The organism is Streptomyces sp. NBC_01317, from assembly GCF_035961655.1.
Classification (GTDB): domain Bacteria; phylum Actinomycetota; class Actinomycetes; order Streptomycetales; family Streptomycetaceae; genus Streptomyces.
In genome coordinates, this window is the sequence record NZ_CP108393.1 from 7,895,809 (window position 1) to 7,919,353 (window position 23,545).

The window sequence follows — 23,545 nt, forward strand, 5'->3', positions numbered from 1 at the left end:
CACACCCCGGGCCGGCCCGGGGCGGCCGAGCCGGTGAAGCGGCCCGCCGGGATCCTCCGGCGGGCCGCTTCGTCCGTTCCCCGCTTCGTCGGATGACTCCATCCGGGCCCATCTGCCGCCCCCCGAGGTGTCGGCGCCGTGCTCGTCCGCGCCGGTGGGGCAGGTTTCCCCTGAGCGCCCGCGCCGGCCCGGCACCGGACCGCTCGTGAGACGGTCCGACCGGAGGGGGAGATCGGGTGACGGCGCAGGCGCGGTCCGGCCGGGCGGGCGGCCCGCTCACCTCCCGGCACGCGGGCTCCACGCCGTCCGCGACCGTGGTGACACTGACCCTCGTCACGGGCGCCGTCGACGCCCTGAGCTTCATGGCCCTCGGTGACGTCTTCACCAGCGTGATGACCGCCAATCTCGCCCTGCTCGGACTGTCCGTGGGATCCGACGACTTCACCCTCACCGGACATGTGGCCGTGGCCCTGGCCGGATTCGTGTGCGGCGTGCTCCTCGGCAGCCGGATCGCCGCCTCCGGCGATCCCGGCAAGGCGCCCCACCGGGCCGCGCTGGTCGTCGAGACCCTGCTCCTCTGCGGGTTCCTGGCCGGCTGGATCGCGGTCGGCGGCCGGCCCGCCGGGGGCGCGGAGATGGGACTGCTGGCCACCGCCGCCGTGGCCATGGGCTGTCAGAGCGGGATGATCCGGGTCATCGGCACCCCCACCATGTCCACCACCTACCTCACCGGCACGCTCACCGGGATTCTCGCCGAACTCGCCACGAAGGGACGGCTCCAGCGGTCGAACGTCGTCCTGATCGCCGTGCTGCCGCTGGGCGCCGCCCTCAGCGCGATCCTGGTGACCTGGGCGCGCACGTACGCGCCGGTGCTGCCCGCGGGCCTGCTCCTGACCGCGACGCTGCTCTCCTTCGTACCGCCGGGGGAGCCCCCGCCCGGGGCGCACCCCGAGCCGGGCTCGGCGCCCGGCCCGGCGCCCGGGTCTGGGAAAGTGGACCCATGATCGACACCACACTGACCGAACTCGTCGACGGACTCCTCGACGGCCCCGTACCGCTGCCCCTCGTCCATGTCGGCGACCCGGTGCTGCGCCGCCCCGCCGTGCCGTACGAAGGACAGCTCGGCGACGCCCGGCTCCAGCGCCTGGTGGACGCGATGCGCGCGACGATGCACGCCGCCCCCGGCGTCGGCGTGGCGGCGCCGCAGGTCGGGATCCCGCTGCGGATCGCCGTGATCGAGGACCCCGCCGAGGTGGCGGAGGAGGTCGGCCGGACGCGCGGCCGGGTGCCCCAGCCGTTCCGCGTCCTGGTCAATCCGTCGTACGAACCCGTCGGCGACCGGCGGGTCGGCTTCTACGAGGGCTGCCTCAGTGTTCCCGGGCTCCAGGCCGTCGTCGCACGGCCCGAGACGGTCAGACTGCGCGGGCAGGACGAGACGGGGCGGGAGTTCGACGAGGAGTTCACGGGGTGGCCCGCCCGTATCGTCCAGCACGAGACGGACCATCTCGGCGGCACGCTCTATCTCGACCTCGCCGAGACCCGCTCCTTCGCCACCACCCCGCACCTGATCGACCGCTGGTCGCAGCCCACCCCGGAGACGGCGGCCAGGGAGCTCGGGTTCCCCCTGCCCGAGTGAGAGCCGGGGAGCGCCGTCTCCCGTGGTCAGGCACCGGCCGGTGCCCCGCCGGGCCAGGCGGCCGCGGTGGCGGCGGTCGCCGTCGCCACCGCGGCCAGCCGGTCGTAGTCGAGGGTGTCGGGGGTGTCCGTGGGCCGGTGGTAGTGGGTGTTGCGGAAGTTCGCGGTGCCGGTGAGCATCAGCGCGGGGATCCGGTGGTTCCAGAACGGCGCGTGGTCGCTGCGCGACAGGTTGTTGAGTACGGGCAGGGCCAGTCCGGCGGCCGCGCCGAAGCGTCCGTCCGGGCGCGGGTCGCGGAGCAGGACCGAGGGCAGCGAGGGGGACGCCTCGGCGGCGGCCCGCGCCCACGCGTCGGCGGCCGGGCGGGAGGACGTGCGGTGGACCACGAGGGTGAAGTCGCCCCGGTGGTGGCCCTCGTCGACCGCCTCGGCGGCGGCGGGGAACGCCAGGCCCGCGCCCGGCGGGAGCCGCTGGCTGCCGAGGGCCGAGGAGAAGTAGCCGACGGATTCCAGGCAGATCATCCCGGCGACGCGGCGGGTGCGCAGCAACTGCCGTACGGCCTCCCGTGAGCCGATCAGGCCCATCTCCTCCATGTCGAACAGCATCAGGGTGACGTCCGGCGGCTGGGGCAGCCGCGCGAGGACCCGCGCGGTCTCCAGGACCACCGCGACACCGGACGCGTTGTCGTCGGCTCCCGGGCTGTCCAGCACCGTGTCGAGGTGCGCGCCGACCACGACGGTGGAGCGCCGGGCGGGGCCCTCGCCCCGGTCCTGCGGTCCTGGCGGCTCGGCACGGAGGTTGGCGCCCGTCACCCGCCGGTGCAGACGGACCTTCAGCGGCATCGCGCGATGCCCTGACCCGTCGGTCGAGCCCCACCGCCACCGCACGTCGAACGGGTCGCGGTGCACGTCCCAGCCCGCCTCGGTGAGGTGGTCGGTGACGTACTCCTCGGCCCGTTCCATGGCCTGCGGGGCGTGCCGGCGGCTGCGGGGCTCCCCGGCCAGCGCGGTCACATGACGGCGCAGCAGCGCCGGATCGGCCTGAAAGGGGTGCGTGGGCTGTGTCATGGGACCTTCCTGCTCCTCGCCGGCCGGACACACGGGTGCGCGTTCCCCACACGATCACATGCTCCCGTGCGCGGGGCGCGCTCCCGTGCCGGATGTCGGCCGAGGACGGCACGGGTGCCTGTCGCGCGACGGGTCCCGGCGCCGGGGGTCAGGTGGTGAAGCGGCGGACGTACCGCCGCTGCCAGGGCGTCTCGACCGCGTGCCGGGAGTAGTGGGCGCGTACGTACTCCACCGCGCGGTCCGCCGGCACCCCGTCGAGGACGGCGAGACAGGCCAGGGCGGTGCCCGTACGGCCGCGTCCGCCGCGGCACGCCAGCTCGACGCGCTCGTCCGCCGCCCGCTCCCACACCTCGCCGAGGACGGCCCTTGCCTGCGGGCGGCTGCTGGGCAGCCGGAAGTCGGGCCAGCGCAACCACCGCGTCTCCCAGGGGACTTCGGGCGGCTCTTCGCCGAGCAGGTACACGGCGAAGGACGGCGCGGCACCGGCAGGCAGCGGTCGGCGGAGACCACGTCCCCTGACGAGGCGTCCGGAAGGCAGGGTGAGGACTCCGGTGTCGGTGGGCTGCCAGGTGTCGGTCATACCGAAACCGTAACGGCCGGCTGCGGGCCACGGAGGTGAATACGGTACGGCGGGAGCCACGGCATCGTGACCTCGGGGCGCCCGTCGCGTTACACGGACCATGAACATGCGCCGATTCCTCACCGCAGCCGCCGCCGGCTCCACCCTCCTCGCCGTCGTCGTCCCCGCCGCCCATGCCGTCGATCTCGGCAACACCCTGGACGGCGCGGCGCGTGCGGCGGGCGCCGTCGCGGGTGAGAAGGGCGAACACCGTCCCGACCTCGGCGAGAAGGTGAACGCCGCCGAAGGCATGGTGCGGGGCGGGGCCGACGTGGTGAAGTCCGCCAACGACCTGGTCAACTGAGGCCCAGGACGGGTCGGGTGGCGGTCCCGGGCCGGGACCGCCACCCCACCGCCTCGGGCCCGTTCGGGCCGTCGGGCGATACGCCGGTCCGTACGGTCAGCCCGTGCGCTGGATCGTGTAGATCGCGTAGACACCGCACTGGGAGCCGGACTGCTGGCCGACGATCGACCAGCCGCTCGGGATCCTGGTCGGCCCGCAGACCTGCATGACGGTCTGGGTGGTCGGCTTCACGACGGTGTAGACGGTGTACACCCCGCACTGGGCGCCCTGCTGTATGGACGTGATGACCCAGCCGTCCGGGATGGCGGACTGCCCGCAGTCCGTGATCGTGGTCTGGTCGGTGATCTTCAGCAGCGTGTAGAGGGGGTAGGCGCCGCAGCCCGCGTTGTTCTGCATGGCGGTGATGACCCAGCCGTTGGGGATGGCCGAGTGGCCGCACGCCTGGATCGTCGTCCGGTCACCGAGTGCGGTGACGGTGTAGACGGTGTAGGCCCCGCACTGGGCGCCCTGCTGGACGGAGATGATGACCCAGCCGGGGGGGATGAAGGACTGGCCGCAGTCCGTGACGGTGGTCTGGTTCGTGATCTTCAACAGCGAGTACATCGGGTAGAGCCCGCACGCGCTCGAGTTCTGCATGGCGGTGATGACCCACCAGTCGGGGATGGGCGAGTTCGAACAGGCCTGAATGGACGTCGCGGTCCCCAGTTCGGTGATGGTGCGGGACCCGTAGCCGCTGCACCCGGCGGTCGTCTGGTTGATGATCACCCACCCGGTGGGCACGGGGGTATAGCCGCAGATCGTCGTCGTGGCGCCCTGAGCCGCCGTCCCGGCCGCGACGGCGGCGGGGGCTCCCGTCAGCGTCGTGCCGCCCAGCAACAGCGCGGCCACCATCAGCCACCGCGCCATGAGCCGCCCCGTCAAGAGCCGCCCCGTCAAGAGCCGCCCCGTCAAGAGCCGCCCCGTCAAGAGCCGTCGCACAGTACCCATTCCCATTCCTCCTGGTCGCACCCGTGTTGATCGCGGCTGAGAGCTTGGCAGAGCCGTACTCCCGGCCGCCACCCTCAACAGGGCCTACTGGCATACCAGTTGGATATCGCCGTACGCAGGGTGTCGCTGTTCGGGGGTCAGGGCCGCCGGACGTACACCCGCGGCCCGGCTCTTGAGCCACGGCTCGAAGGAGGGCCGGTCGGTCTCTCCACCGATCCGATGCCCGCACTGCCCCCGGTCACGGTTCCGCCGTGGTGCCGGTCTTCAACAGGGCCAGCCCCAGAGGGGTGATGAGGTGCAGCACGGATCCACCCCGGCGGCTGGTGGTGATGAGGTCCGTGTTCCGCAGCACTTTCGCGTGCTGGCTGGCCGACGCGGCCGAGACGTTGAGCCGGCGTGCCAGCTCGTTCGTCGTGCAGCCCTCCGCCGTCACGCGCAGCGCGGCGGCCCGTGTCCGGCCGAGGAGCGACTCCAGGTTTTTGGCGGAGGAGCGGTCCGGTCCGCCCGGGCCGGCACCGGTCAGCGGCCCGCGGAGGGCCGGCACGGCCAGCCGGGGCGGCTGGGCGGTGTCGAGCGGGTCCCACAGAAAGCTCGCGGGGCGTGTCGTGAACACCGTGGGTGTGATGATCAGTCCCCTGCCCTGGAGACGCACCTCGGTCGGGCGCGGGTAGGGAGCTTCCAGCACGGGCGGACGCCAGCGGATCAGTGGTGGGCAGAGCGAGCGCAGCAGCAGATCGATGCCTCCTTCAAGCAGCAGATGCGCGTAGCGGGCGGACCGCGCGACCAGTTCGGACCGCGCCCTGTCCCAGTAGGGCTCCACGGTCAGCCGATGGCAGGCGCGCACGGCCTCGGCGAGCTCCTTCCGCGCGTCGCTGTCTCCCTCGCTCACCCGTCTGGCCCAGGGCAGGTGGCCGGGGTGGAAGTCGACACCCTCGAATTCACGGCGCAGCCGGGCCCCGGACGCGTGCAGGAGATTGTCCACCGCGTGGTCCAGCGAGGGCACGTCACCCATCAGGGCCAGCAGGTCGAGCCCCGGGCCGCGGACCGGAACCAAGGCCGTCAGCGGGGCCGTCGGCGGGCGCGTGTCCGGCCCCGTCCGGTCCGCGACCGCCGACCGCCACGCGCGGAAGTGGGGATGGTCCTGGCTCCCTCTCAGCAGTTCCAGGCTGTGGTAGGTCTCCGCCGCGACTCCGATCGTCGCGGCCACCCGGGTCCGCGTGAGGTCTTCCGAGGTGAAGTGGATGCGTAACACCGGCCAGGGCCCCCTGTCACAGCGGTCGTGCGCGTCCGCGCACTCCCAGCATGCCCCGGCCCGGCGCACCCCACGTCACGTCGACGGCTGTCGCAGGAAGTCCGCCAGCCCCTCCAGCAGCCGGTCGACGTCCTGGGCGTTGTTGTACGGCGCCAGGCCGGCCCGCAGCCCGCCGGTGTCGCCGAGGCCCAGCCGGCGGGATGCCTCCAGGGCGTAGAACGATCCGGAGGGCGCCGTGACCCCGCGCCCGGCGAGATGGCGGTACGCGTCCTGGGTGTCCCGGCCTTCGAGGGTCAGCAGCAGGGTCGGCGTACGGTCCGCCGCCCGGGAACGCAGCGTGACCGGTGCGAGGCCGGCCAGCCCCTCCTCCATCCGCCGCCGCAGGCCTTCCTCGTGTTCCTCCAGCGCCGCGAAGGAGCGTGCCAGCCGCTCCCGTCTGTCACCGGTGTCGCGCGGGGAGGTCGGGCCGCCGTCGGCGAGATCCGCCAGGAAGTCCACGGCCGCGCGCACGCCCGCGAGGAACTCGTAGGGCAGCGTGCCCAGTTCGAAACGCTCGGGGACCGCGTCCGTGGAAGGCGCCAGCTTGTCGGGCGCCAGCCCCTCCAGCAGGCCGGGCGCGGCCGCGAGCACACCCAGGTGGGGACCGAGGAACTTGTACGGCGAGCAGACGTAGAAGTCGGCGCCCAGCAGCCCGACATCGACGAAGGAGTGCGCCGCGTGATGCACCCCGTCGACGTAGAACAGGGTCCCGTGCGCGTGCGTCAGGCGGGCGATCCCGGGGAGGTCGGGACGGGTGCCGATGAGGTTCGAGGCGCCGGTGACCGCGACCAGCCGGGTGCGCTCCGAGAGCACCGCGCCGATGTCGGCCGGGGACAGCTCGCCCGTCGCGGGGTCGAAGTCGGCCCATCGCACCGTGACCCCGGCGCCCTGGGCCGCCTGCACCCAGGGGCGGATGTTGGCGTCGTGGTCCAGCCGGGTGACGACGACCTCGTCCCCCGGCGACCAGGTCTTGGCGAGCGTCCTGGCGAAGTCGTACGTGAGCTGGGTGGCGCTGCGGCCGAAGACGATGCCCGCCGGGTCCGCGCCGAGCAGATCGGCCATCGCCTGCCGGGCGCCGGCCACCGTGCGGTCCGCGTTGCGTTCCCCCGCGGTCGCGGCCCCCCGGTTGGACAGCGGGTTCGCCATCACCTCGGCGATGGCGTCGATGACCTGCCGGGGTGTCTGCGTACCGGCGGGCCCCTCGAAGTGGGCGCCTCCCGCCTCCAGCGCGGGGAAGTGCGAACGGACGGCGTCGATGTCGTACGTCACGAAGGACTCTTCTCTCTTCTTCCGGTCTCTTCTTCCGGGCGAGCGGTGGCCGGCCGGTCTTCCGCACCATCATCGCCGTCCCCGCGCCGGTCCCGCCCGCCGGGCGGCGCCTTCCGGTCGCCGCCGCTCCCGGCGCACGACCGTCGTACCCGCCGCCCGGCCCGTACCACCGGACAGGCCGCCACCCCAACCTCCCTGTGCCCGGGCAGGGTTGTTAGGGTGCGGCGGTGTCTCCCTCTTCACGTGACTCGGCAGCAGGCGCAGGCTGGCACGGTCAGGAGCCGGGCCAGGAGCCCGGCCGCTACCGGAATCTCATGCCGGAGCGCACCACCCACATCTCCTGGCTGAACCCGGCCACCCTGTGGAAGGCACGCAACGGCGTGGTCGCCTCGCTGATCGGCGACCCGACCGGCGACGACCGGAAGCGCTGGGTACGGGGACAGCTGGACCGGGGCGCCGCACCGGACCTGGTGATCGAGCGGGACGACCCGGACACCTTCTCGTTCATGCTGCTCGCGGACACCGGTGAGGGCGACGCGCCACAGTACGCCGTGGTGCCCGGCTTCCTGAAGGCGGCCGAGGGCACCCGCTTCGCCGTCCTGTCCAGCGACGTCATCTACCCGGTCGGCAGCGCCGGCGAGTACGGCCCCAAGTTCTTCCGGCCGTACAAGGACTACCCCGCGCCCGTCTACGCCGTACCGGGCAACCACGACTGGTACGACGGCCTCAACGGCTTCATGCGCGTCTTCTGCGACGCCCCCGCGCCGGCGCCCGCCGCCCGCCCGAAACCCCTGTCGGCCGGCTGGTGGCGGGCCCTGCTGTGGCGGCGCCCCGGCTCGGTGGACGAGCAACTTCTGTCCGAGGCCCGGCAGTTGCGGTCCGCCCCCGAGCAGCAGGCCGTACAGCCGGGGCCGTACTGGGCCGTCGACGCCGGCCCGCTGCGGATCATAGGCATCGACACCGGTCTGCTCGGCGGCATCGACCAGGAACAGGGGGAGTGGCTGCGCCGCGTCTCGGCGGGGCCCCGGCCCAAGATCCTGGTGACCGGTTCGCCGATCTACGTGGACGGTGCCCACGAGCCGTGTGCCATCGAGGGCGGCGGCACGGTCGACGACATCGTCCGCGACCCCGCCTGCCATTACATAGCGGCGATAGGCGGTGACATCCACAACTACCAGCACTACCCGGTCGACGTCGGCGGCCGGACCGTCGAATACCTCGTGGCCGGGGGCGGCGGGGCGTTCATGCACGCCACCCACACCATTCCGCGCGTCGCGGTGGCCGCCGTCACCGAAGAGGACTTCCGCTGCTACCCGCTGCGCGGGGACTCCCTGGCCTTCTACAGCAAGCTCTACGGGCGGCGGCTGCGCATGCGGCGCTTCTTCGAACTCACCGCGGAACAGGCGGCGGCCGTGATCGCCGAGCGCCTCGGCGTGGCACCGACCCGGGAGACGAACGCGCCGGTGACCCGCCGTACGAGGCTGGTGGCCTCTCTCCTCGGCGTGCCCGCCCGGCCGGACGCCAAGCGGCGGTTCCGGCTGCCCGTCCGCAAGATCTACGCGCAGGCCTTCTCGCCCAGCTCCACGACGTACACCCCGCCGTTCTTCAAGAGCTTCCTCCGGCTGGACGTCACCCCGGACCACCTGCGGATCCGGTGCTTCGCGGCGACCGGCTACCGTACGGAGGAACTGGCACCGCCCGTCGAGGACGACTTCACCATCCCCCTGCGCTGAGCGGACGTTGACACCGGGCCCGCCGGACCGCTGTAATGAGCCCGGTGTCGCGTGACGTCCGCCAAAGAGCAGTGGGCAGGCGGGCAGTTGGGCGACACCCTTCACCAAGGGGCCACGCCATGAGTTCATACTCCGCACCCCGCGACTGACGTCAGCGCCCGCGCGCGACGTCTCCCGTCCCCGCAGTGTGACGTCCGTACGTCCTGCGCGCATCACGTCGTCCCTCACCCGTACCTTCCGCGCGGAACGCCCGCGCGCTCTTCAGGAGATGCGACAGCGCATGCCCACATCCTTCAACCAGCGGATCATCGACGAGTTCCGGGCCGCCGGAGGCACGGTCGGCGGCCCCTTCGAGGGCGGAGACCTCCTCCTGCTCACCACCACCGGCGCCAGGTCGGGCGCCGAACACACCGTTCCGCTCGGCTACGTCCGCGACGGGGCGCACCTGCTCGTGGTCGCCTCCGCCGGCGGCGCTCCCCGGCACCCCGCCTGGTACCACAACCTGCTCGCCCACCCCCTGGTACGGGTGGAGGTCGGCACCGAGGTGTTCGCCGCCCGCGCCGTCCCCGCCGAAGGGGCCCGGCGCGACCGGCTGTTCGCGCAGATGGTGCGTACGGCCCCCGGTTACGCCGACTACCAGTCCAGGACGGCACGTACCCTGCCGGTCGTGGTGCTGGAACGTGCCCGGCCCGGTACGGCGGAGGGCTCCCAGGCCGTCCCCACCCTGGCCGACAAGCTCATCGAGGTGCACACCGGGCTCCGCGAGCAGGTGCGCGCCCTGCGCGCCGAGGCCGAGGCACACGTCGCGGAACGGGCCGCCCACCAGGGCCCCGGCGCGCCCCCGGCGCCCGGCCTGGGACTCCAACTGCGCCGCCACTGCCTGGAGTTCTGCGCCTGGCTGGAATTCCACCACACCAGCGAGGACACGCATGTGTTCCCGTCGCTCGCACGCCACCACCCCGAGCTGCGCCCTGTCCTGGACCGGCTCGGTGACGAACACCGGACGTTCGCCCGCGTCCAGGGCGAACTGCTCACGCTGCTCGACAGCATCGACACGGCCGAACCGGCCCTGTTCCTCGCCACGTTGGACGATCTGTCACAACGGCTGGACGCACATCTCGACCATGAGGAGGAATCGCTGCTCCCGGCCCTGGCCGAGATCCCCTTCCCACCGGTCTGAGGGGCGGCCCTAGCCGGCCAGCAGGCCGAGGGACACCTGCCACAGCCGGGCGGCCGCCTCGGGGTCGAGCGCGTGGTGCGCGACACCCCGGGGCGGCCCGCCCGGTACGTGACGCGGTGCCTCGGCGCAGTCCTGGAAGTAGCGGCCGCCCACGCCCTCGACGTGGGGCGACGCCGCGAGCAGCACCGAGGTGGCCGCCGCCTGCGCGGGGGTTCTGCGATCGGCCTCGGACGCCCCGGCGTCCAGGGTGTTGACCGTGATGCCGTCGCCGGCCCACCGCCGGTACGCCTCGCCCGCGAACAGCACGTCGGCCGTCCTGGACTGCCCGTACGCCGCCACGGGGTCGTACGGGCGCGTACGGAAGTGGAGGTCGTCGAAGTCCAGGGGCGCGCGCAGGTGGGCGTCCGAGGCGACCACCACGACGCGCGCCCCGCCCGCCTCCGCCAGCGCGCCGCGGAGGCCGGTCGCGAGGGCGAAGTGGCCGAGGTGGTTGACGGCGAACTGGAGCTCCCAGCCCTCCGGGGTCCGCCGCTCGGGCGTCTCCCGTACCCCGGCGTTGTGCACGAGCATGTGCAGCGGTCCCTGCCACGCGCCGGCGAACGCGGCGACCGAGGCCCGGTCGGCGAGGTCCAGCGGGGCGATACGGACCTCCCTGGCGCCGGTGGTGTCGATGATGTCCTCCGCCGCCCGCCGTCCCGCCTCCGTGTCCCGTACCGCCAGCGTCACGTCGGCGCCCGCCGCGGCGAGCGCCCGCGCCGTCTCGATCCCCACCGGGGAGGCCCCGCCCGTCACGACGGCGAAGCGGCCCAGGAGATCCGTGCCGGCCACCACCTCGGCGGCGGTGGACCGGGCGGTGAACGGGGTGGTGATCAGCGTGGACTCGCTCATGGGACGTCCTGCCTCGGGGCTCGGATGCGGCGGTCGCGGAGGGCGGTGGTGACGCCCCCAGGCAACCACGGGGCGATGCCCCCGACCACCGGGGGACGGCCTCCCGCCGGGCCGTACACGCGGGTCCCCGTTCGCGGACGCGGCCCCGCCGGGCAGCGGTTTCCCACCCCGCCGGATGCGCCGAAAGAGGCAGGGACCCGTCGCCGTCGCCGGTCCGGCCGGCCGTGCCGGGGCACCCCTTCGGCTTCCTCCGCGGTCCTGAGAGGTGAGGCGGGACGACCTGAAGTTCCCGTCACGGGGGGAAAGTCACCACATTGACCACGTTCACGATGTCCCGGCGCGGCTTACGGCCCGTCCTGGCGGCGGCCGGACCGGACGGGGCTCCCGGCCTCGGGGACCCGATGTTCCCGCCCGACGGCAACGGCGGCTACCAAGTGCGCCACTACGCACTCGACTTCGACCGGCAGGCGCCCAGGACGCCCTTCGAGGCGAAGACACGATCAAGGCCACCGCCGTACGCGACGGTGACGAGCTGGTGATCACGCCCAAGTCGCCCATCCGCGACGGCGGGAGCTTCACCGTCACGGTCACCTGCACCGCCGACCCGACCCGGACGCGCCACCGCGACGACGCGATCGAGGACTACGGGTGGATACCCACGCCGGACGGCACGGTCCTCTGTCCGCAGCCCAACGGCGCCAAGATGATCTTCCCGTCCGACGACCACCCCAGCCGGCGCGCCCCGATCACCTTCCGGATCACCGTGCCCGGCGGACTGACCGCGGTAGCCAACGGCAAGCTCGTCTCCCGCCAGGACCGCCCCGGCGGCCGGGTCCGCCGGACGTACGACTCCGAACAGCCCGTCGCCCCCCAGCTCGCCCAGCTGGCGATCGGCAGGTTCACCGCCGTCGACACCACAGGACCGCACGGGCTGCCGATCCGGGACCACGTGCCCGACGCCCTGGTCGACGCGACCGACGCGTGCCGCGACCTCACCTCCGAGCACCTCACCTGGCACGAACAGCGCCTCGGCGCCTACCCGTTCCACCGGTACGGAGTGCTCGTCGGCGACACCGGCCTCGCCGTCGCGCCGGAGACGCAGACCCTCTCGCCGCTCCCCAAGGCCGATCTGCTCGGCACCCGCGTGGACGCGGAACGCACCAGTGGTTCGGCCACAGCTTCGAGGCCTTGATGCGGACCGCCTACCAGAACCACGACCAGTGGCGCCACGACTACGGCGCCCCGCCGATCCCACTGGCGTCGGAGGTCGCGGGACGGTACCTGGAGCCGTTCCTGACCCCGTGGCTGTACGGTCCGGCCACGCCGCCGACGCCGGGGCACCCGGACTGGGTGGTCACGCCGGTGCCGAGGGGGTAGGTGGTGGGGGAGGGGCGCCCCGTCCGGGGGCGCCTCATTCGGACAAGGGGCAGTCCTCCGTGAAGCGAACCCCCCACATCCTTGCCGCGGGCGCGGCAGCGCTGATCATGACCGGAGTCCAGACAGGAGTCCAGGGGACGGCGTCGGCCGCCCCCGCCGCGGGCCCGTGGACCGGTACCTGGGCCGCCGCGCCGCAGAGCGGCGGCGACACGTTCACGCAGCAGACGGTGCGTCAGATCGTCCGTACGAGCATCGCGGGCACGTCGGCGCGCGTCCGCCTGTCGAACGTCTTCGGCAACGCCCCCCTGACCGTCCAGGACATACATGTCGCGCGCCGCACCTCGGGCTCCTCGGTGTCCGCCGCGACCGATCGTACGGTCACCTTCGGCGGTCAGCGCACCGTCACCATCCCCGCCGGGGGCTCGGCGGTCAGCGACGAGGTCGCGTTCCCGGTGGACGCCCTGTCGGACGTGGCGGTGAGCTTCCACCTCCCCAGGACCACCGGCCCCGTCACGTACCACCAGTCGGGGTTGCAGACGAACTACGTCGCCGCGGGGGACGTGAGCGGCAACGCGAATCTGACCAACGCCCGGACCACCAACAGCTATTACTTCCTCTCCGGGCTCGACGTGGTGAACCCGGCGGCGGAGGGCGCGGTGGTCACGCTCGGTGCGTCGATCACCGACGGCATCGCCTCCAGGAACGACGCGAACCGGCGCTGGCCGAACGAGCTGGCGAGCCGGCTGGTGGGCGCCGGGCGGACCGTCGGCGTGCTCAACCAGGGCATCAGCGGGAACCAACTGCTCACCGACGGGGCCGGGCAGAGCGCTCTGAACCGGTTCGACCGGGACGTGCTCTCGCAGCCCGGCGTCCGGTGGGTGGTCTTCGCCGACGATCCCATCAACGATCTGTCGAACACCAATCCCACGGCGGACCGGCTGATCGGCGGACTCAAGCAGCTGATCGCGCGGGCGCACGAACGGGGCGTCAAGTTCCTCTGCTCCACGCTCACTCCGTTCGAGGGGGCCGGTGGCTGGAAGCCGGAGCTGGAGACGAAGCGGGCCGCCGTGAACAGTTTCGTCCGGGGCGCGGGCAGTGGGTGTGACGGCGTGATCGACCAGGACGCGGCGACACACGACCCGGCGCGGCCGACGAAGTTCCGTGCGGAGTACGACAGCGGTGACCACCTGCACCCCAACGAGGCGGGGCTCCGTGCCATCGCGGGAGCCGTCGATCCGGCCCTGTTGCGATGACTCGGATAAGCTTCATATAATGTGATGCAGGTCACAGGAATAGAGGTGACTGGGCGGGCATGGACCGTTCTCCTCACGAGTTACATACATATGTCTCCGGTTGGGAATCGGAGGCAAGCGAGCCGCCCTCGGCGTCGGTTGACGCCCCGCGACGACCCACTTCCTGGCATTCATATGCGGTGCCGCTCGGATGCGGTACCGAGGAGGTGTTTCACGATGGCTCTCAGCCCTCGTTTCGCGCTCAACAGCATCGCGGTCATCGCCGGTGCGTTCCTGGCGGTGGTGGCCATGGCCTTCACGGCTTCCGTGGCCGGCTGGATCGGCTTCGGAGTGTTCACCGGTATCGCGGTGCTCGGGATCGTGGGTGCGGTCTTCGCCCGCAAGGCGGCCGCGAAGGCGGGCCACGGCCTGCTGGCGGCGGTTGCCCTGTGGTCGCTGATCGCTTCGCTGATCTTCTCCGGCACCGTGCTGACCTGGCTGGTCTTCGCCGGAGGGGCCGCCGTGGTGGCGGTCGCCCTGGGCGACCTGGTCGCACACGAACTGCGTACCGAGCGGGTGGTGCACTCCCTGGAGGTTCGCCGTCCGGCGGAGAACCGGTCCGACACGCCGGCGCGGTCGAGCCACATCGCCGCCTGACGCGGACCGCGTGACGCGGACACTGACGTCCTGAGGCACTGAGGAAGCCCACGGCCCCCGAGGCCGTGGGCTTCCGTGCTGTCACGGGCCCGGTCCGAGCCCGTGACACACGAGGGCGTACGGGCTACCGCGCCGCGTCCAGCGCCGCCCGCTGCTCCGGGGTCAGCTCCAGGTCCACCGCCGCCAGGCTCTCGTCCAGCTGCGCCACCGAGGACGCCCCCACCAGCGGGATCACCGGAACCTCGCCGCCGATCAGCCAGGAGAGCACCACCTGGTTCACGGTCGCGCCGGTCTCCCGCGCCACCTCGCGCAGCGCGGCCCGGCGCACCGGCGTGCCCGCGTGGTCGAAACCGGGGTCCAACGGCTTGTCCTCGCGCACGTAACCGCCCGACAGCAGAGGCGAGTAGGCGACCAGCGCCAGCGACGGCTCGGCGCGGGCGTAGCTGAGCAGGTCGCCGCCGAGGATGCCCTGGTTCCCGTCGGGGGAGCGCGGACCGGGCTGGTCGGTGCGCCGCCGCAGGTAGCTGTGGTGGTACTGGAGCACCTCGTAGCCCGGCAGACCCGCCGCCGCGGCCAGCGCGCGGGCCCGCTCCACCCGCCACGCCCAGTGGTTGCTCACCCCCAGCAGGCCCACCCCGCCTTCCGCGACCAGTTGGGCGAACGCCTCCACGGTCTCCCGGAGGGGCACCGCCGGGTCCTCGACGTGCGCGTACAGCAGGTCCAGCTTCTCGACGCCGAGCCGCTCCCGGCTCCGCTCCGCCGACTCGCGGATCACCTTCGCCGAGAGTCCCTCGATGTTCTCGCTGAACGTGCTGGTCGGCACGTTCGGCCGGGCTCCGAGCTTGGTCGCGATCACGATCTCGTCCCCGACGCCCCGCGCACGCCGCCAGCGGCCGAGCAGTGCCTCACTCTCCCCGCCCTGTGTGCCGCCGACCCAGAACGCGTAGTTGTTCGAGGTGTCGACGAAGGTGCCGCCCGCCTCGGCATACCGGTCCAGGATCGCGAACGACGTCGCCTCGTCCGTGACCGAGCCGAACAGCATGGCCCCCAGGCTCAGCACACTGACCTCCCGGCGCGTCGCCGGATCCGTGCCGATCGTGCGGTACTTCATACGCCCGTCCCCTCGTACCGCCCGGCGACTCCGGACGCCCGTCGGCAGTCTGGGCGTTGAAGAGCACTCCAAGTCAACCGGTTCAGCCGCGGTCGGACGGCCCCGCCTGCCCGGTCGGCAGCCTCGGCACACTGGCGATCAACCGCCGTGTGTACGGGTGGCCGGGGGCGCCCAGGACCGCGTGCGTGTCCCCCTGCTCCACGATGCGGCCGTTCTCCAGCACGGCGGTGTGTTCGCACAGCGCGGCCACCACCGACAGGTCGTGCGAGACCATCGCGATCGTCAACCCCCGAGATTCCTTGAGCTCTTCGAGCAGATCGACGATCCGCACACGCGTGGTGACGTCGAGGGCGCTGACCGGTTCGTCCGCCAGCAGGACCCGGGGGTCGCAGACCGTCGCCCGCGCCAGGGCGATCCGCTGGCGCTGCCCGCCGGAGAACTCGTGCGGATAGCGGTCCCCGGTGTCGGCGGGCAGCCCCACCCCCGCCAGCGCCGCCGCCACCCGCTCCGCGGTGCCGGCACCGGCCAGGCCCAGGGAGCGCAGCGGCTCCGAGACGATGTTCCGTACCCGCTGACGGGGATCCAGCGAGGAGTACGGGTCCTGGAAGACGCTCTGCACACTCTGCCGGAACGTTCGCATCCGCGCCCGGTCCCCGATCCGCAGCGGCTCCCCGTCGAAGAGGACCTGCCCGCTGGTCGGCCGGGTGAGCCCGAGGAGCAGCCGCAGCATGGTGGTCTTCCCGGCGCCCGACTCACCCACCAGCGCCACACTGCGTCCTGCCGTGATGTCCAGGGTGATGCCGTGCAGGACGGGAGCGGCGCCCCGGTAGGCGAACCCCGCCTCCCGGGTGGCGAGGACGGGGGCGTTCATCGCGTGATCCGTTCCAGTGCGTTCTCGAAGGTCCTGGCACTCGCCACCAGCCCCTTGGTGTAGGGCTGTCGAGGGGCGTGCAGGATGTCGGCGGTGGATCCCGACTCCACCGCCACGCCGTCCTTGAGGACGACCAGCCGGTCGGTGACCCCGGAGACGACGGCCAGGTCGTGGCTGACGAACAGCAGCGCCATGTCCTGTTCCGTGATCAGCTCGTTGAGCAGCCGCAGCATCTCCGCCTGGACGGTCACGTCGAGCGCGGTCGTCGGCTCGTCGGCGATCAGCAGGGCGGGCTCACAGGCCAGGGCCATCGCCAGGGCGACACGCTGGCGCTGCCCGCCCGAGATCTCGTGCGGGAAGGCACGCGCGATCCGGTCGGGCTCCGGCAGCCTGACCCGGTCGAGCGCCGAAGCGACTGCCCGGCGCAGCTCCGTACCGCGCAGCCCGCGGCGCCGCCGCAGCGGCTCGGCGATCTGGCGTCCGACCCGCATCAGGGGGTCGAGCGCGGTGAGCGGCTCCTGGAACACCACACTCGCGCCCCGCCCGCGCAGCGCGCGCAGCGCGGACTCGCCCGCGCCGACCACGTCCGTACGGCCGAGGCCCGGCGCGTCCAGCACCACACGGCCCGACGCCGTCAGGCCGGGCGGCAGTAGTCCCATCACGGCGAGGGCCGTCAGCGACTTGCCTGACCCGGACTCGCCGATCAGCCCGACACGCCCTCCCGGTTCGACCGTGAACGACAGGTCGGAGACCAGGGCGCGGCCGGACTCCGTACGGATGGTGAGGCCCGTGACGTCGAGCAGGCTCATGCGGTCCTCCTGCGGGTGGGGTCCAGTGTGTCGCGCAGCCCGTCGGCGACCAGATTGACGCCCACGACCAGGGCGACCAGCAGGACGCCGGGGGCGATCGCCCCGTACGGCGCGATCGACACCGTCGCCTGCGCCTCCTGGAGCATGCGCCCCCACGACGCGTTGGGCGGCGGCGCGCCAAGACCCAGGAACGACAGGCTCGCCTCGGCGAGCACGGCGAGGCCGAACTGGAGGGCGAGGTTGACGACCAGCGTCGGCCAGATGTTGGGCAGCACATGGCCGGTGACGACGCGGAACCAGGACGTGCCGGACGTCCGGGAGGCCGTGATGTAGTCCTGCGCCAGTACCCGTTTGACCAGGATGCGGGTCAGCCGGGCGACCACCGCCGTCATGGCGAGACCGATCGCGACGATCGCCGAACCGAGCGACGCCGACCGCGCGGCCACCACCAGCATCGCCAGCAGCAGGGTGGGGAAGGCGATCAGGACATCGAGGAAGGCGGAGAAGGTGTCGTCCAGCCAGCGCTGGGCGAAACCGGCCGCCAGGCCGACGGCGACCCCGAGCACCCCGCCGATCGCCACCGCCCCGAGACCCGACTCCAGGGCGATCCTGGCGCCGATCATGACCTGGGAGAGCAGGTCCCGCCCCAGCTTGTCGGTGCCGAGCAGATGCGAGGCCCCGGGCCCGGCCAGCCGGGTGCCGGAGGTGTCGTCCAGGGAGTACGGCAGCCAGAAGAAGGAGACCACGGCGAGCGCGGCGATCACCCCGACGAGCACACCACCGGTGATCAGGGTCGCCGAACGCCGCCGGCGCGGGGCGCGTACCGCCGGCGGGTGTCCGGTCTCCGGGCTGGTGGCCAGAACGTGTTCGGTCATGGTTTCCCGCCGGTGAGGGTGGAGCGCAGCCGCGGGTCGATGAGCCGCTGGGCGAGGTCGGCGAGGAACCCGATCACCAGCACCGCGAGGGTGGTGACGAACAGCACCCCCTGGATGGTCGGGTAGTCGTGCTGGGCCACCGCCTGCGAGAGCATGCTGCCGAGGCCCGGCAGGGCGAAGACCGTCTCGACGACCACCGCGCCCAGCAGGGTGGAGGCGAGTTCGATGCCCAGGACGGCGACGACGGGTACGGCCCCGTTGCGCAGCCCGTGGCGCCGTATCGCACCCCCGAACGAGGAACCGAGCGCCCGCGCCGTCCGCAGGTAGTCGCTGCCGAGGACGTCCAGCGTCGCCGACCGTACGTACCGGATGAGGGACGCGGACATCACCAGGGCCACCGTGATCACCGGCAGGGCCAGCGACCGCAGCGCGCCCGCCGGGTCGGACCAGCCGTCCTGCGGGAAGCCGCCGGCCGGCAGTACGCCCAGATGCAGCGAGAACACCGTGATGAGGATCATGCCGACCCAGAACACCGGGACGGCGATCCCGAGCTGTGAGACGCCGCTCAGGATGAGTCCGTACCAGGTGTTCGCCCGGTGGGCCGCCAGGAAGCCGACGGGCACCGCGATCACCAGGGCCAGGACGAACGCCATCAGGGTCAGGGGCCCTGTGACCTCGATCCGGGTGGCGATCTCGGGGCCGACCGGCAGCGTGCTGATGAAGGAGTTCCCGAGGTCGAACGTGGCCAGGTCGTGCAGCCAGGTCAGGAACTGTTCGGGCAGCGGTTTGTCCGACCCGATCTGGTGACGGGCCGCCGCCAGCTGCTCCGGACTGGCCCCCACGGACGTCAGCGCGTTGGCGGGGTCGCCGGGGAGCAGCCGGAGCAGCAGGAACAGCACCACACTGGCCAGCAGCAGCGAGGCGGCCAGGAAGGCCAGTCGCCGCAGGACGTACACGGTCATGGGCCGGCCGGTCCCGTCGGTCCGGCCGGCCGGACCGGCTCTCTCCGTACCATCAGCTCTTCTTGATGTCGTAGGCGTAGAACTGCGAGTTCAGGCCGTTGAGAGGGTAGCCCGAGAGCTTCGAGGAGGCCACGACGATCTGCGGGTAGAGGTACAGCCAGTCACTGGCCGCGTCCTCGGCGATCCGCTGGTTGACCTTCTTCAGCAGCGCGGTTTGCTGGTCGGTGGTGTCCGACTGCTCGGCCTGCGTGACCCACTGCGTGACCTGCTTGTTGTTGTAGCCCCAGTAGAAGTCGGGGTTGCCGTACCAGACGATGTCGCGGTCGTTGACGTGCTCCTGGAGCGTCGCGCTGAAATCGTGGTTCTGGTAGACCTTCGTGTACCACTGGTCCGGCGTGATCACGTTGATCTTGACGTTGATCCCGACCTTCGCCAGCTGCGACTTGATGAACGTGGCGGCGGTGGGGTGCGGGTCGTAGTTCGGGGTGTCGAGGGTGAAGTCGAAGCCCTTGGGGTAGCCCGCCTCGGCCAGTTCCTTCTTGGCGAGCGCCGGGTCGTACGGATTGACGTGGGTCAGGTCCTCGTACCACGGGTCGGTCGGCGGGACCATCGACCCGATCAGCTTGCCGTAGCCGCCCCAGATGGACTCCAGCAGCTTCTTGTTGTCGATCGCCGAGGTGACCGCCTTACGGACCTTGACGTTGTCGAACGGCTTGACCTTGTCGTTGAAGGCCAGCAGCAGCTTGGTCGTCGAGCTGCCGCTGTTGACCTTGTACGCCGGGTTGGACTTGAACTGGGCGAGCGCGTCGGGGCTCTGCTCGCTGGTCACGACGTCCACGGCGTTGGTGAGCAGCGCGTTGTTGAGGGCGGTCGCGTCCTTGTAGTAGTGGAAGACGACTTCCTTGTTGGTCGCGGGGTCGCCCCAGTAGCCGGCGAACCGGTCGAGGCTCAGCGCGGAGCCCCGGGTCCACTTGTCCAGCTTGTACGGCCCGGTCCCGTCCTCCGACGTCTTCAGGTTCTTGGCCTGGGCGTTGATGATCCAGACGTAGCTGAGGTTGTAGATGAACGAGATGGACTTGCTCGACAGCGTGACCTTCACGGTGCTCGCGTCGGGGGTGTCGATGGACTTGACGACGGTGAGGCTGCTCTTGCGGGCCGACTGGGACGTGGGCCCCGTCACCTTCTCGATGCTGTACTTCACGTCGGCGGAGTCGAGGGCCTTGCCCGAGTGGAACTTCACACCGCCGCGGAGCTTGAAGGTGTAGGTCAGGCCGTCCGGGGACACCGTGTAGCTCTGGGCGAGCTGCTTCTCGACCTTGCCGTTGTCCGTGAGCTTGAACAGGCCTTCGTAGACGTTGCCGTTGAGCGCCTCGGTCACTCCCTGACCGCCGCCGCCCGTGTTGTCGAGGTTCTGCGGTTCGTAGACGGAGCCGATGCCGACGGTCGCGTTCTTGTCGAAGGACCCGGACGCCGAGCCGCCCTTCTGGCTCGACGTGCCGCCGCCGCAGGCGGTGAGGGCGACGGACACGGCGACCACCAGAGCGCCACCGGCGAGGGGCGTGGAAATTCGTTTCACTTCGTTCTCCTGAGAGGCGGCCGCCGGAGGTCTGGCGGGGGCGCTGGTGCGTGCGTGCTTCGGTGCGCGCGTGCGGGGTTCGTGGGGTGGGGGGCCTTCGGGGCTTGTACGGGAGGGGCGGCCGGCTCGGCCTCTCGGCCTCAGCCGATCGTGTGGCCGTCGCGGAAGACGGGGAGCTTCTCGCCGGCCCTGACGGGCAGGTGGAGCCGGTTCTGCGGGGGAGGCAGCGGACAGTTGTACTGGGCCGAGAATCCGCACGGTGGCACGAAGGCGCGGTTGAAGTCCAGGGTGACGGTCTCGACGCCGTCCTCGCGCGGGACGAAGAGGAAGCGGCCCGAGCCGTAGGTCTCGACCCCGTTGGTCGGGTCGCCGAAGACCAGGAGCAGGGTGCCCTCGTCGTCGAAGGCCGCCAGGGTGTAGTCGACCCCGTCGAGCGAGAGGCTGATGTCACCGGGGACGATCATGCCCCGGCTGCCCCCGTTGTCGCGTATGTACTCGAAGGGGATCCGGCGGTCGGCGGCGACCGGGGTGAACGTGGCGCGCGTCACCCACGCCGGGTCGTGGTCGTACGTCTCGATGTGGGAGAAGTGCTGGATGGCGGGGGAGCGGGCGTCCCAGAAACGCAGACCGTGTTCCGGTTCCCCGGTGAGGAGGTCGGCCCGTTCGAGCGTCGTCACCCGGAGGTGCGGGGGAAGCCCCTGGCGTTCGGCCCCGGGGTCCGGCTCCGTACCCGCGGGCAGCCACCGGGTCTCGACCAGGGCGAGGTTGCCGGTGGGCGCCGTCACGGACGCGGCCCGCGCGGTGCGCCACGCGTTCCAGTCGTCCGGCGCGGGGTCGGTGGTCCGCGCCGAGGCGCTCGACGGGAGGGACATGCTGACTCGATTCAACGGCGAGGATGTGTGCTTCGACACACGTCTCGAAAGGTGAGATGGGGAGGCCGGACCCGGGGGCGGGCGTGGCGTGACGGGGAGTGGAACGGCCCTGTTCCGTGGTGTGCTGCGGAGGGGCGGGCGGCTCGGCTCGTGTCCACTCCGTGGGACGCGGGTCCGGTCGTGGCGCCGGCGGAGGCCGCGGGCGCAGGCCGCGCAGCCCAAGGGAGCCCGGGGGGACCGGTCAGGCGTCGGAGCGGCTACAGAGAGCGCTCGCGACGCGGAGGAGGTCCACGTGGGCTCGGCCGACGAGGTGCAGGGAGCGGAACACGGGGCAAGATTCGCACACGCTTTCCCAGGGGTCAAACAAGCCAAACCGGATGCTTCATCAGAAGTCGACCCGCCGGGCTCCGGCGGCTCCCGGACCGCCGTCCGGCGGTGAACTCCACTCGGGTCACGGAGAGATAACAGACCGGTTCGGCGGTCCTCCGTCGTGGGGGCGGGCTTCCCGGCGGCGCCGGGATACGGTGCTGAGGTGGTGATCAGCGGAGCGGACACAGAAGCGGGGACGGCGGTGCTGCTCGCGGCGGCGCCCGCGGGCAAAGGGCGTCTGGTCGACGCCACGTCGGTCCTGCCGGCGCTCGCGACCGTGGCCCCCAGCACCTTGACCGGTACGCAGGCGGCGACCGTGATCGAACTGGCCGACCCGCTGGACCCGCAGACCGTCCTCACCCGGATCCGCGCGGCCGCCACCACGGCCGGGCCGCTCTTCCTCTACATCGCCGGGCAGCTCCAACTGGACCACAAGCAGAGCCTGTTCCACCTGGCGCTGGCCCGCTCGACCCCGGCCACCCTGCGCTACACCGGCCTGCCGTGGCACTGGCTGGTCAGCGAACTCAAGCTCCGCAGACCGGGCACGACCACGGTGGTGGTGGACCTGGTGGCCGACGGGGAGGCCTGGCGGCAGGTCACCACCGAGGGCATCGGGCTCGGTTACGGCATCCGCCTGTACGGGCGCGTGGTCCCGGCCCCGTCACGCCGTACGGTCCTCGCCCCGTCCTATCTCGCGGCGTGCGCGGCGATCTGGCGCAGCGGGATGCGCCCGGCGCTCACCCACCTGCACGAACAGGCGACGGCTCGTGCGGCCACCCCCGACGCGCTGTTCCTCGCGGTCGACACCGCACCCGCGTCCCCGTCCCCGGACTTCCGCTCCACCGAGGCGGCCTGGACACCTTCGGGTCCGCCCGTCGGCGCAGACCTCCCGCCCGCCCCCGGGGGAACGGCCCCCACCCAGGCGACCGCCGCACCACCTGCCGGGCAAGCGCCCCTTTCGCCGTCCCCCGCCGGTCCCGCCGCCCAGGCGTCCCCCACCGGGCCCGCCATCGAGGCCGCCCCTGACCGCCCGGCCGTCCCGGAGTCCACGGGCGGCCCCGGCGCATCGGGGTCCACGGCCGGGCCCGCCATCGCGGCCACTCCTGACCGTCCGGCTGTCCCGGAGTCCACGGCCGGGCCCGCCTCCTCGGCGACTCCCGCCGTCCCCGCGGCCCCCGCCCCCGAGCGGGCCCTTCCGGCCTCCCCGCGGCCGGCCGCGGGCCGTCGTGTCCCGGGGCGGGGCAACTGGCCGCCGGCCTGGGGGACGGACGACCGTACGCCGGTGCGGCCGGTGGCCGGTACCGTCGCCACCCCTGGCCCCGATCCCGACCCCGAGCCCGCGCCCCAGCCCGAGACCGATCCCCACCCGGCGATCCTCGCCGCCGCGCGGGACGGCCGGCACGCCGAGGCGGCGTCCATCGCGGCCACCTGGGAGAGCGCCGCGCTCCGCACGTACGGGCCCGGCTCCGCGCAGGCGATCCACTGGCTGGAGGTACGGGCCGACCTCGCCCGCCTCGTCGGCGACGCCGCCCGCAGCTGCGAGCTGTGGATGGCGGCGGCTCAGGCCCGCCTCGCGCGGGGCGAGGCCGGCGACGACAAGGACGTCGAGGCGAACGTCGACCGCGCCCATCACCAGTGGGAGCAACTCGACGACCCCGTACGCGCCCGCTCACTCGCCCCGGCGCTCACCGCCCTGCGCCGCGCGGTGCCGGGCCGCAAGGACGGGGCGCTCCAGGCGATCCAGCGGCGCATCTGACCTGGGGCGCCCGGCCGCGCCGTACGACGCACAGCACCTCCGTACGACGCACAGCACCTCCGTACGACGCGCCGCCCCGTACGACGCGTCACCCCCGCACGGCA

The 23,545-nt window shown here is 72.4% G+C and carries 25 protein-coding genes; 11 read left to right on the plus strand and 14 right to left on the minus strand.

Going from position 1 to position 23,545, the window contains the following annotated elements:
* Positions 1 to 236 precede the first annotated feature (236 nt).
* Positions 237 to 1,004: a YoaK family protein gene (locus tag OG349_RS34015; protein WP_327238268.1), complete on the plus strand. Its 768-nt coding sequence runs from the start codon at positions 237 to 239 to the stop codon at positions 1,002 to 1,004.
* Positions 1,001 to 1,636 carry a peptide deformylase gene (def, locus tag OG349_RS34020; protein ID WP_327238269.1) on the plus strand — a complete coding sequence of 212 codons (636 nt, stop codon included), beginning with the start codon at positions 1,001 to 1,003 and terminating at the stop codon, positions 1,634 to 1,636. The genes OG349_RS34015 and def overlap by 4 nt, the downstream gene beginning before the upstream one ends.
* Positions 1,637 to 1,662: 26 nt before the next feature.
* Here def and OG349_RS34025 read toward each other — a convergent pair whose 3' ends face one another.
* Together OG349_RS34025 and OG349_RS34030 are read right to left on the minus strand one after the other, a co-directional pair.
* On the minus strand, positions 1,663 to 2,703 hold the full coding sequence (locus OG349_RS34025) for a M28 family peptidase (protein ID WP_327238270.1): 1,041 nt from the start codon (positions 2,701 to 2,703) through the stop codon (positions 1,663 to 1,665).
* A 148-nt stretch (positions 2,704 to 2,851) separates the two neighbouring features.
* The gene (locus OG349_RS34030) at positions 2,852 to 3,283 is read right to left on the minus strand and encodes a protein-tyrosine phosphatase family protein (protein ID WP_327238271.1); all 432 of its coding nucleotides are present in this window, start codon (positions 3,281 to 3,283) and stop codon (positions 2,852 to 2,854) included.
* Positions 3,284 to 3,389: 106 nt separating this feature from the next.
* Between OG349_RS34030 and OG349_RS34035 the strand changes: the two genes are divergently transcribed.
* Entirely contained in the window at positions 3,390 to 3,626 is a 237-nt protein-coding gene (locus OG349_RS34035; protein WP_327238272.1) for a hypothetical protein, read from the plus strand.
* Between the two features lie 96 nt (positions 3,627 to 3,722).
* Here the strand turns inward: OG349_RS34035 and OG349_RS34040 are convergent, their stop codons facing one another.
* The 3 genes from OG349_RS34040 to OG349_RS34050 form a co-directional block, all read right to left on the minus strand.
* Complete coding sequence (locus OG349_RS34040) at positions 3,723 to 4,532, minus strand: hypothetical protein (RefSeq protein WP_327238273.1); 810 nt, start codon at positions 4,530 to 4,532, stop codon at positions 3,723 to 3,725.
* A 319-nt stretch (positions 4,533 to 4,851) separates the two neighbouring features.
* Positions 4,852 to 5,865 (minus strand): ArsR/SmtB family transcription factor, encoded by a 1,014-nt coding sequence (locus OG349_RS34045; RefSeq protein WP_327238274.1) that lies wholly within the window; start codon positions 5,863 to 5,865, stop codon positions 4,852 to 4,854.
* Between the two features lie 75 nt (positions 5,866 to 5,940).
* Positions 5,941 to 7,173 (minus strand): cysteine desulfurase-like protein, encoded by a 1,233-nt coding sequence (locus OG349_RS34050; protein WP_327238275.1) that lies wholly within the window; start codon positions 7,171 to 7,173, stop codon positions 5,941 to 5,943.
* A 227-nt stretch (positions 7,174 to 7,400) separates the two neighbouring features.
* Here OG349_RS34050 and OG349_RS34055 point away from each other — a divergent pair, with 227 nt between their 5' ends.
* Positions 7,401 to 8,906 carry a metallophosphoesterase family protein gene (locus OG349_RS34055; protein ID WP_327238276.1) on the plus strand — a complete coding sequence of 502 codons (1,506 nt, stop codon included), beginning with the start codon at positions 7,401 to 7,403 and terminating at the stop codon, positions 8,904 to 8,906.
* Positions 8,907 to 9,186: 280 nt separating this feature from the next.
* Positions 9,187 to 10,086 (plus strand): nitroreductase/quinone reductase family protein, encoded by a 900-nt coding sequence (locus OG349_RS34060; RefSeq protein ID WP_327238277.1) that lies wholly within the window; start codon positions 9,187 to 9,189, stop codon positions 10,084 to 10,086.
* A gap of 9 nt (positions 10,087 to 10,095) precedes the next feature.
* Here the strand turns inward: OG349_RS34060 and OG349_RS34065 are convergent, their stop codons facing one another.
* Positions 10,096 to 10,974 carry an SDR family NAD(P)-dependent oxidoreductase gene (locus OG349_RS34065; protein ID WP_327238278.1) on the minus strand — a complete coding sequence of 293 codons (879 nt, stop codon included), beginning with the start codon at positions 10,972 to 10,974 and terminating at the stop codon, positions 10,096 to 10,098.
* Between the two features lie 314 nt (positions 10,975 to 11,288).
* Here OG349_RS34065 and OG349_RS34070 point away from each other — a divergent pair, with 314 nt between their 5' ends.
* The 5 genes from OG349_RS34070 (at position 11,289) to OG349_RS34090 (ending at position 14,240) form a co-directional block, all read left to right on the plus strand.
* A complete protein-coding gene (locus OG349_RS34070) occupies positions 11,289 to 11,513 on the plus strand; it encodes a hypothetical protein (protein ID WP_327238279.1) in 225 nt (74 codons plus the stop codon).
* Positions 11,510 to 12,166: a hypothetical protein gene (locus OG349_RS34075; protein WP_327238280.1), complete on the plus strand. Its 657-nt coding sequence runs from the start codon at positions 11,510 to 11,512 to the stop codon at positions 12,164 to 12,166. Before OG349_RS34070 ends, OG349_RS34075 begins: the two co-directional genes overlap by 4 nt.
* Entirely contained in the window at positions 12,163 to 12,351 is a 189-nt protein-coding gene (locus tag OG349_RS34080; protein ID WP_327238281.1) for a hypothetical protein, read from the plus strand. The genes OG349_RS34075 and OG349_RS34080 overlap by 4 nt, the downstream gene beginning before the upstream one ends.
* Before the next feature lie 59 nt (positions 12,352 to 12,410).
* Positions 12,411 to 13,604, plus strand: a complete 1,194-nt coding sequence (locus tag OG349_RS34085) for an SGNH/GDSL hydrolase family protein (RefSeq protein ID WP_327238282.1) — start codon at positions 12,411 to 12,413, stop codon at positions 13,602 to 13,604.
* 216 nt (positions 13,605 to 13,820) lie between these two features.
* Positions 13,821 to 14,240 (plus strand): hypothetical protein, encoded by a 420-nt coding sequence (locus OG349_RS34090; protein WP_327238283.1) that lies wholly within the window; start codon positions 13,821 to 13,823, stop codon positions 14,238 to 14,240.
* A 124-nt stretch (positions 14,241 to 14,364) separates the two neighbouring features.
* Here the strand turns inward: OG349_RS34090 and OG349_RS34095 are convergent, their stop codons facing one another.
* The 8 genes from OG349_RS34095 to OG349_RS34925 form a co-directional block, all read right to left on the minus strand.
* The gene (locus OG349_RS34095; protein ID WP_327238284.1) at positions 14,365 to 15,351 is read right to left on the minus strand and encodes an aldo/keto reductase; all 987 of its coding nucleotides are present in this window, start codon (positions 15,349 to 15,351) and stop codon (positions 14,365 to 14,367) included.
* 82 nt (positions 15,352 to 15,433) lie between these two features.
* Positions 15,434 to 16,222 (minus strand): ABC transporter ATP-binding protein, encoded by a 789-nt coding sequence (locus OG349_RS34100; protein WP_327238285.1) that lies wholly within the window; start codon positions 16,220 to 16,222, stop codon positions 15,434 to 15,436.
* Complete coding sequence (locus OG349_RS34105; RefSeq protein ID WP_327238286.1) at positions 16,219 to 17,031, minus strand: ABC transporter ATP-binding protein; 813 nt, start codon at positions 17,029 to 17,031, stop codon at positions 16,219 to 16,221. The genes OG349_RS34100 and OG349_RS34105 overlap by 4 nt, the downstream gene beginning before the upstream one ends.
* The gene (locus OG349_RS34110) at positions 17,028 to 17,906 is read right to left on the minus strand and encodes an ABC transporter permease (protein ID WP_327238287.1); all 879 of its coding nucleotides are present in this window, start codon (positions 17,904 to 17,906) and stop codon (positions 17,028 to 17,030) included. Before OG349_RS34110 ends, OG349_RS34105 begins: the two co-directional genes overlap by 4 nt.
* Positions 17,903 to 18,868, minus strand: coding sequence for an ABC transporter permease (locus OG349_RS34115; protein WP_327238288.1), 966 nt, complete (start codon positions 18,866 to 18,868; stop codon positions 17,903 to 17,905). The genes OG349_RS34110 and OG349_RS34115 overlap by 4 nt, the downstream gene beginning before the upstream one ends.
* Before the next feature lie 52 nt (positions 18,869 to 18,920).
* Positions 18,921 to 20,444, minus strand: coding sequence for an ABC transporter substrate-binding protein (locus OG349_RS34120; protein ID WP_327238289.1), 1,524 nt, complete (start codon positions 20,442 to 20,444; stop codon positions 18,921 to 18,923).
* A gap of 140 nt (positions 20,445 to 20,584) precedes the next feature.
* Entirely contained in the window at positions 20,585 to 21,316 is a 732-nt protein-coding gene (locus tag OG349_RS34125; RefSeq protein ID WP_327238290.1) for a DUF1684 domain-containing protein, read from the minus strand.
* A gap of 241 nt (positions 21,317 to 21,557) precedes the next feature.
* Entirely contained in the window at positions 21,558 to 21,662 is a 105-nt protein-coding gene (locus tag OG349_RS34925) for a putative leader peptide (protein ID WP_401771684.1), read from the minus strand.
* Positions 21,663 to 21,848: 186 nt separating this feature from the next.
* Between OG349_RS34925 and OG349_RS34130 the strand changes: the two genes are divergently transcribed.
* Positions 21,849 to 23,441, plus strand: a complete 1,593-nt coding sequence (locus tag OG349_RS34130; protein WP_327238291.1) for a hypothetical protein — start codon at positions 21,849 to 21,851, stop codon at positions 23,439 to 23,441.
* The last annotated feature ends 104 nt before the right edge of the window (positions 23,442 to 23,545 follow it).